General features: G+C 70.7%; 8 protein-coding genes and 1 pseudogene. All 9 read right to left on the bottom strand.

The annotated features are described in order from the left end of the window. Positions 1–274 (bottom strand): annotated as a pseudogene (locus ACLU3S_RS34240) (glucose-6-phosphate isomerase); the annotation flags it as partial. Between the two features lie 52 nt (positions 275–326). Next, a complete protein-coding gene (locus tag ACLU3S_RS34235) occupies positions 327–1,595 on the bottom strand; it encodes an MFS transporter (RefSeq protein ID WP_413955880.1) in 1,269 nt (422 codons plus the stop codon). Positions 1,596–1,719: 124 nt separating this feature from the next. Next, entirely contained in the window at positions 1,720–2,055 is a 336-nt protein-coding gene (locus ACLU3S_RS34230; RefSeq protein ID WP_079083975.1) for an RNA polymerase-binding protein RbpA, read from the bottom strand. A 212-nt stretch (positions 2,056–2,267) separates the two neighbouring features. Continuing rightward, a complete protein-coding gene (gene secG / locus ACLU3S_RS34225; RefSeq protein WP_356863319.1) occupies positions 2,268–2,504 on the bottom strand; it encodes a preprotein translocase subunit SecG in 237 nt (78 codons plus the stop codon). A 108-nt stretch (positions 2,505–2,612) separates the two neighbouring features. Then, the gene (gene tpiA, locus ACLU3S_RS34220) at positions 2,613–3,389 is read right to left on the bottom strand and encodes a triose-phosphate isomerase (protein ID WP_413955879.1); all 777 of its coding nucleotides are present in this window, start codon (positions 3,387–3,389) and stop codon (positions 2,613–2,615) included. A 5-nt stretch (positions 3,390–3,394) separates the two neighbouring features. Next, entirely contained in the window at positions 3,395–4,606 is a 1,212-nt protein-coding gene (locus ACLU3S_RS34215) for a phosphoglycerate kinase (RefSeq protein WP_413955878.1), read from the bottom strand. Positions 4,607–4,737: 131 nt separating this feature from the next. Then, entirely contained in the window at positions 4,738–5,745 is a 1,008-nt protein-coding gene (gene gap / locus ACLU3S_RS34210) for a type I glyceraldehyde-3-phosphate dehydrogenase (protein ID WP_413955877.1), read from the bottom strand. A gap of 559 nt (positions 5,746–6,304) precedes the next feature. Beyond that, positions 6,305–7,294 (bottom strand): DNA-binding protein WhiA, encoded by a 990-nt coding sequence (gene whiA / locus ACLU3S_RS34205; RefSeq protein WP_014672011.1) that lies wholly within the window; start codon positions 7,292–7,294, stop codon positions 6,305–6,307. Then, positions 7,285–8,211 (bottom strand): gluconeogenesis factor YvcK family protein (locus tag ACLU3S_RS34200; RefSeq protein WP_413955876.1); only part of this gene is annotated, 927 nt, incomplete at its 5' end. The genes ACLU3S_RS34200 and whiA, both read right to left, overlap by 10 nt.

Here is an 8,211-nt window from a genome sequence, read left to right as displayed (position 1 = left end):
CGTTGATCTTCTCGCCGCGGAACATGGCGTCCCGGAGCCCGAACACGTCCCTCGCCGCGGCCAGCTCGCGCAGCAGCCGCAGCGTCTCGTCGGTGACCAGGTGTTTCGAGTAGTCGACGTAGAGGTCGCCGACCTGGAGCCTGTATCCGGTGCCGCGGCCGGGGTCGGCGGCGAACAGGTCTCTGAGATGGGTGTCGGCCAGTTCCTCCCGGTGCTTGGTGAGAGCGGTCCACTCGGGCGTCTGGTTGAGCCTGGTACGGCCGTCTGCGTTCATTTCCGACTTCCGCCTTCTTTCGTGCCTGTCCCAGCTGTTCCAACCTAATTGATCACCCCGGCGCACGAGCTGTCGTGACATCGGCGTCCGGCGCACCAACAGGTACGTCCGCTTTGCGGGCGGGTATCAGCGCGGCGACGGACAGGACGAAGAAGGCGGCCGTGAGCAGGGCCGGTGTGCCCCGGCCCCAGGCGGTGGCCACGGCGCCGCCGAGCAGGGCCCCCAGCGGGGCTCCGGCGACGGCCAGGGTGCGGAAGGCGGAGCCGAGCCGGCCGAGCATGTCGGCAGGGGCGCGTTGCTGCATCAGTGTCGTCGTGTTGACGTTCCACAGCATGCTCATGCCGCCGAAGACGGCGAGGGCGGCCACCAGGGCGCCCAGGCTGCGCACCGAGCCCATGACGAGGAGCGCCCCGGTCTGGACGGCGCCCGCGAGCAGCACGGTCCGCAGCGGGCCGAGCCGGGCCGTGATCCGCCGGTTCAGCACGCCCCCGGCCAGGCCGCCCACGGTGAAGGCGGTCGTCGCCGCCGCGTATCCCGCGGTGCCCGCGCGGAGCCAGCCGGTCACCAGGACGACCAGGGTGGCGATCAGGGCGCCCATGCCGATGTTGCACAGGGCCGTGGCGGCGCACAGCCCGCGCAGGGCCCGGTCGTGCCACAGGGTGCGCAGCCCGGCGGCGATCTCCCGGCGCAGGGTGCTGCCGTCCGGTCGCGGCTCGCGTTCGGGCGCGCTGATCCGCAGGGAGGCGACCAGGGCGGCGGCCAGCAGGAAGCTGGCGGCGTCCGCCAGGAACGGGACGCCCGCTCCGGCGGCGATCAGCACCGGCACGGCGGGCGCCCCCACCAATCCACCGGCGATCTTCTGGCCGGTCATCAGCCGGGCGTTGGCGCTGCCCAGCGTCGCCGGGGCCACCAGGACCGGCAACAGGGCCGTGGCGGCGTTGTCGAACAGCGTCTGCAGCAGGGTCAGCGTGAAGGCCAGCGCGATGAGCAGCGTGATCGAGGCGTGGCCGAGAGCCACGGCCACCGCGAAGGACGCCATCAGCAGCCCTCGTACCGCGTCCACGGTCCACATCGCGCGCCGCTGGTCCACGCGGTCGGCGACCGCCCCGCCGAGCAGGCCGAACAGGATCCAGGGCAGATAGCCGCAGGCGGTGACCGAGGCGATGAGCAGGGGCCGCTCGGTCAGCGAGGCGGCGAGCAGCGGCAGCGCGGCTCCTCGCAAGGCGTCCCCGAACCGGGACACCACGGCGGCCGTCCACAACCGCCCGAAGCCCCCGCGCCACGCGGGCGCACGCGTCTCCCCCGTCCCGACCGCCGTCACAACTCCCCCTCGCGGTTCTCGCCTTCACGAAAACCGTAGAGGGCACCACTGACAATCGGCCGGGTCCGCGGGCCCAGACGGCTCCGGCCAGGCGCCCGCAGGCACCCGGCCGGTCCCGGAACTCCTAGATCTCGCCCCGCAGTTTGGCGAGCGCCTCGGCGAGGATCGCCTCACCGTCCGCGTCGCTGCGCCGCTCCCGTACGTACGCGAGATGCGTCTTGTACGGCTCGGTGCGCGGTGGGTCCGGCGGGTTGTCCTGGTCCTGCCCGGCCGGGAAGCCGCAGCGCGGGCAGTCCCAGGTGTCGGGGACCTGCGCGTCGCTGGCGAAGCTCGGCTGCGTCTCGTGCCCGTTGGAGCACCAGAAGGAGACGCGCAGCCGCGGCGCGGACTCGCCGCGCTCGGCCTCGCCCATCGGCCCCGCCCCGACCCGGCTTCCTCGGATCGCGTTGCCACTTGCCACGGTCGTAACTCCCTGCGTGATGGTGCCGCGAAGCGCGTCGGCGTTTCGCTTCGCTGCGAGCGCCTCAGTCTACGTAAGGCCCAACGCGCGTCCAGTGATTGGAGTTACAAGAGCCCCGCTCATAGACGCAAGCCCCATGATAGGCCGCGCACAGGAGCGCGCACCGAACATGGGGCCTTTTGTACGGAATGTGTGCGTCTGCGCGACGGTGCTCAGCTGGTCGTCTTCATCAGGATGCCGAGGACGATGATGCACGCGAACCACAGCAGACCGATCACGATGGTGATCCGGTCCAGGTTGCGCTCGGCGACCGACGAGCCGCCGACGGACGACGCCATGCCACCACCGAACATGTCGGAGAGGCCGCCGCCCTTCCCCTTGTGCATCAGCACCAGCAGCATCAGCAGCAGGCTGAAGACGATCAGGGCGATCGAGAACCCCAAAACCACGGCTGGACCAACTTCCTCGGATTCGGATGGACGACGGGGGCACAGCACCGGGGCCGTGCCCCCGCAAGGGTACGACGTATCGCCGCTACCGCCTACTCACAGCCCGTCCTACTGATCGCGGAAACGCACGATCTTGACGAACTCGTCGGCGTCCAGCGAGGCGCCGCCGACCAGGGCGCCGTCGATGTCGGCCCTGGCCATGATCTCGGCGACGTTGCCGGCCTTCACGGAGCCGCCGTACTGGATGCGGACCTTGTCGGCCACGTCCTGCGAGTACAGCTCGGCGATCTTGGCGCGGATGGCGGCGCAGACCTCCTGGGCGTCGTCGGCGCCGCAGACCTTGCCGGTGCCGATGGCCCACACCGGCTCGTAGGCGATCACGATCGTCTCGGCCTGCTCGGCCGGGAGGTCCTTCAGGCCGCCCTCGACCTGGATGAGGGTGTGGGAGACGTGGCTGCCCTCCTCGCGGACCTCCAGCTGCTCGCCGACGCACAGGATCGGGGTCAGGCCGTGCTTGTAGGCGGCCTTGACCTTGGCGTTCACCAGCTCGTCGGTCTCGTTGTGGTACTGGCGCCGCTCGGAGTGCCCGATCACCACGTAGGTGCACTTGAGCTTGGCCAGCATCGGGCCGGAGATCTCGCCGGTGTAGGCGCCGGAGTCGTGCTGGGAGATGTCCTGGGCGCCGTACTTGATCTTGAGCTTGTCGCCGTCGACCAGGGTCTGCACGGAGCGCAGGTCGGTGAAGGGCGGCAGGACGGCGACCTCGACGGCCTCGTAGTCCTTGTCGGCCAGGGCGAAGGCGAGCTTCTGGACGTGCGCGATGGCCTCGAGGTGGTTGAGGTTCATCTTCCAGTTGCCCGCCATCAGCGGCGTGCGCGTGCTCATTGAGGTCAGTCCTCCAGTGCGGCGAGGCCGGGGAGCGTCTTGCCCTCGAGGTATTCGAGGGAGGCGCCGCCACCGGTCGAGATGTGGCCGAATGCGTTCTCGTCGAAGCCGAGCGTGCGCACGGCCGCGGCGGAGTCGCCGCCGCCGACGACACTGAAGCCGTCCGCGTCGACGAGTGCCTGGGCGACCGCCTTGGTGCCCTCGGCGTAGTCGGGGTGCTCGAAGACGCCCATGGGACCGTTCCAGAAGACGGTCGCGGCGTCGGCGAGCTTCGAGGCGTACAGCGCCCGGGTCTCCGGGCCGATGTCCAGGCCCTCCTGGTCGGCGGGGATCTTGTCCGCGTCGACCACGGCGTGCTCCGTCGGCGCCTGGGCCTTCAGGTCCGGGAACTCCCGGGCGACCACGACGTCGACGGGGAGCAGCAGCTCCACGCCCTGCTTCTCGGCGCGCTCCAGGTACTCGGTGACGGCCGGAATCTGGTCCTCCTGCAGGAGGGAGATGCCGACCTCGTACCCCTTGGCCTTGAGGAAGGTGTACGCCATGCCGCCGCCGATGAGCAGGCGGTCGGCCTTGCCGAGCAGCTGGTCGATGACGGCGAGCTTGTCGGAGACCTTGGCGCCGCCGAGCGCGACGACGTAGGGGCGCTTGACGTCCTCGGTGAGCTTCTTCAGGACGCCGACCTCGGTGGCGATCAGGTAGCCGGCGTAGTGCGGCAGCCTGGCCGGGAGGTCGTAGACGGAGGCGTGCTTGCGGTGGACCGCGCCGAAGCCGTCACCGACGTAGACGTCGGCCAGGGCGGCGAGCTGGTCGGCGAACGCACCGCGCTCGGCGTCGTCCTTGGCGGTCTCGCCGGGGTTGAAGCGCAGGTTCTCCAGGACGGCGACCTGGCCGTCGGCCAGCCCCGCGACCGTGTCCCTGGCGGACCGGCCGACGGTGTCCGTCGCGAAGGCCACGGCGGAGCCGAGGAGTTCACCCAGGCGGGAGGCGGCCGGAGCGAGGGAGAAGGCGGGGTCCGGGGCGCCCTTGGGGCGGCCCAGGTGCGAGGCGACGACCACCTTGGCGCCCGCGTCCGCGAGGGCCTTGACGGTGGGCAGCACGGCGCGGATGCGGCCGTCGTCGGTGATGGTGCCGCTCGCCAACGGGACGTTGAGGTCGGCGCGGACGAAGACCCGCTTGCCGCTCACGCCGGCGGCGAGAAGTTCGTCGATCGTCTTCATTGAGTGGACTCCTGAGGAGGGCTCGTGGTGCACCTGATCGTAGAAGGACGTGGTCCGTACGCGGGACAGGGCCCGGACAGCGCGGCGGTGCGCTGCCCGAGCCCTGCTTCCACTGCGAGGTCCGGCTGTGATCAGAGCTGGCTGCCGACGAAGACCGTGAGGTCCACGAGGCGGTTGGAGTAGCCCCACTCGTTGTCGTACCAGCCGATGACCTTCACGTTCTTGCCCTCCTGAACCATGGTCAGGGAGGAGTCGAAGGTGCAGGACGCCGGGGCGTTGACGATGTCGGAGGAGACGATCGGGTCCTCGGTGTAGTCGAGGAGGCCCTTCAGCTCGCCCTCGGCGGCCTTCTGGAAGGCGGCGTTGACCTCTTCCTTGGTGACCTCGCGGCCGAGTTCGACGACGAGGTCGGTGACCGAGCCGGTCGGCACCGGGACGCGCATGGCGATGCCGTCCAGCTTGCCCTTGAGCTGCGGCAGGACCAGGGCGGTGGCCTTCGCGGCACCCGTGGTGGTCGGGATGATGTTCTCGGCGGCGGCACGGGCGCGGCGCAGGTCCTTGTGCGGGAAGTCCAGGATCCGCTGGTCGTTCGTGTACGCGTGCACCGTGGTCATCAGGCCCTTGACGATGCCGAAGTTCTCGTCGAGCACCTTCGCCATCGGCGCCACGCAGTTGGTGGTGCAGGAGGCGTTGGAGATGACGTGGTGGTTCGCCGGGTCGTACTTGTCCTGGTTGACGCCCATGACGATGGTGATGTCCTCGTCCTTGGCCGGAGCCGAGATGAGGACCTTCTTGGCGCCGCCGGCGATGTGCTTCGCGGCGTCTTCCTTCTTGGTGAAGATGCCGGTCGACTCGATGACGATGTCGACGCCCAGCTCACCCCAGGGGATGTCGGCCGGGTTGCGCTCGGAGAGCACCTTGATGGTGTGGCCGTCCACGGTGATGGTGTCGGCGGTGTGGGAGACCTCCTGCTTGAGGCGACCCAGGATCGTGTCGTACTTGAGCAGGTGAGCGGTGGTCGCGGTGTCACCCAGGTCGTTGACAGCCACAACCTCGATGTCCGCCCCCTGCTCCAGCAGGGCGCGGAAGTAGTTACGCCCGATGCGGCCGAAGCCGTTGATGCCTACGCGGATCGTCACGAACCGATCTCCTCGTTGGTACGCCGGCCATGCGGTGCCGGCGAGCTCTGTTTGGGATGTCCCCGACCACCACCGACCCTACCTCTCTGAGGGCCCCTGAGTGACATCGAGATGCCGCATACACGGGCAGGCAGTCCGTACCCGTCAGTAGGGGTACGGACCACCAGGGATCGACAGTGGCTTCACTCGTATTTGTTACGTAATGCGGCCCCCGATGGACGCTGTTGTCACTCGTTCGTGAGCGGGTCGGCTCACCTGTCGACTACCCCATTTCTGCACCGTTGAGAGGGGGTTCCGCTCACCTGTCGCGCGGGCCCGTGCCTTCCCCGGCATCGCCGTCCGATCTCCTCAACAGGACTGCCCCGTCGGCGCTTGAGAGCACCTGCCGCGGGCCGTGCGGGCGTCCGCGCCCGCGATGTGCCGTCCGGGCCCCTCACGGACATGCGAACGGCGACGCCGAGGGCATGGGAAAGCCGGTGCCGACATGCCCCAAGCGGGCGTCGGCACCGGCGAGTTGACCTGGATCGAGGCGACGTGGATCGAGGCGACGTGGAGTCGGTCAGCCGGCCAGGTTGTCCGCGAGCTCCTCCGTCAGGTTGGCCTCCGTACCCGGGATGCCGAGATCGGCGGCGCGCTTGTCGGCCATGGCGAGCAGGCGGCGGATCCGGCCCGCGACCGCGTCCTTGGTCAACGGCGGGTCGGCGAGGGCGCCCAGCTCCTCCAGCGAGGCCTGCTTGTGCTCCATGCGCAGCCGGCCGGCCGCGGCGAGGTGCTCGGGAACCTCGTCGCCCAGGATCTCCAGCGCGCGCTGCACCCGGGCGCCGGCCGCGACGGCCGCGCGGGCCGAGCGGCGCAGGTTGGCGTCGTCGAAGTTGGCCAGCCGGTTGGCGGTGGCCCGCACCTCGCGGCGCATCCGGCGCTCCTCCCACGCCAGTACGGACTCGTGCGCGCCGAGCCGGGTCAGCAGCGCGCCGATCGCGTCACCGTCACGGACGACGACCCGGTCGACCCCGCGCACCTCTCGGGCCTTCGCCGCGATGGACAGCCGGCGGGCGGCACCGACCAGCGCGAGCGCGGCCTCCGGGCCCGGGCAGGTCACCTCGAGGGAGGAGGATCGGCCGGGCTCGGTCAGCGAGCCGTGCGCGAGGAACGCCCCGCGCCAGGCCGCCTCAGCGTCGCAGGTGGCGCCGGAGACCACCTGCGGGGGCAGCCCGCGGATCGGCCGGCCGCGGCCGTCGACCAGGCCGGTCTGGCGGGCGAGCTGGTCACCACCCGCGACGACCCGTACGACGTAGCGCGAGCCGCGGCGCAGTCCGCCCGGCGCCATCACGATCAGCTCGGAACTGTGGCCGAAGATCTCCAGGATGTCCCGCTTGAGGCGGCGGGCCGCCATCGCGGTGTCCAGCTCCGCCTCGATCACGATGCGCCCGCTCACCAGGTGGAGGCCGCCGGCGAACCGCAGAATGGCGGAGACCTCCGCCTTCCTGCAGCAGGTCCGGGTGACGGGGAGCCGGGAGATCTCGTCCTTCACCGCTGCCGTCATCGCCATGGGCCGATCCTTCCATGCATCCGAAAAATACGGTCGTACGCGGCGGCCAGCAGCTCCGGGTCGTGCCGGGGCGTACCGTCGGTCCGGGCCACCGGCGCCAGCTCGACCGCGGCTCCCAGCCGTTTGGCGGCCTCGGTGAGCGAGTCCCGGTCGGGCACGGCGGCCTCGTCGGCCAGCACCACGTCCAGGGCGAGTTTAGGGGCGTGTCGCCCCAAAACCTCCAAATGACGCTGCGGGGAGAAGCCCTCTGTTTCTCCGGGCTGCGGGGCGAGGTTCAGGGACAGGACCTTGCGCGCCTTGGTCTCCGTGAGGGCGTCCAGCAGCCGGGGCACGAGCAGGTGCGGGATCACCGAGGAGAACCAGGAGCCGGGGCCGAGCACCACCCAGTCCGCGTCCAGCACGGCCGCCACGGCCTCCGGAACGGCGGGCGGGTCGGGCGGCACCAGGTGCACCGACTGCACCTCGCCGGGGGTGAGCGCCACGGTCGCCTGCCCGCGCACGGTGTCCACCTCGTCGGGGCGCTCCGGGTCGTGCCCCTTGACCAGTGCCTGCAGCTCCAGCGGCACGGCGGACATGGGCAGGACCCGGCCGTGCGCGCCGAGCAGCTTGCCGACCAGGTCCAGGGCCTGCACATGGTCGCCGAGCTGCTCCCACAGAGCGACGATCAGCAGGTTGCCGACCGCGTGGTCGTGCAGGTCGCCCTGGGACTGGAAGCGGTGCTGGATGACCCGGGACCAGGTCTGGCCCCACTCGTCGTCACCGCACAGCGCGGCCAGCGCCTTGCGCAGGTCGCCGGGCGGCAGCACGCCCAGCTCGTCGCGGAGGCGACCGCTGGAACCGCCGTCGTCGGCCACGGTGACGACGGCGGTGAGATCACCGGTGATCCGGCGCAGCGCGGCGAGCGAGGCGGACAGGCC

It is taken from the genome of Streptomyces sp. AF1A, assembly GCF_047340315.1.
Classification (GTDB): domain Bacteria; phylum Actinomycetota; class Actinomycetes; order Streptomycetales; family Streptomycetaceae; genus Streptomyces.
This window is presented reverse-complemented; position numbering and strand designations above follow the sequence as displayed.

Coding starts and splice junctions, on each gene's coding strand:
- tpiA (WP_413955879.1), bottom strand. CDS start 3,389: ATGAGCACGCGCACGCCGCTGATGGCGGGCAACTGGAAGATGAACCTC.
- ACLU3S_RS34215 (WP_413955878.1), bottom strand. CDS start 4,606: ATGAAGACGATCGACGAACTTCTCGCCGCCGGCGTGAGCGGCAAGCGG.
- whiA (WP_014672011.1), bottom strand. CDS start 7,294: ATGGCGATGACGGCAGCGGTGAAGGACGAGATCTCCCGGCTCCCCGTC.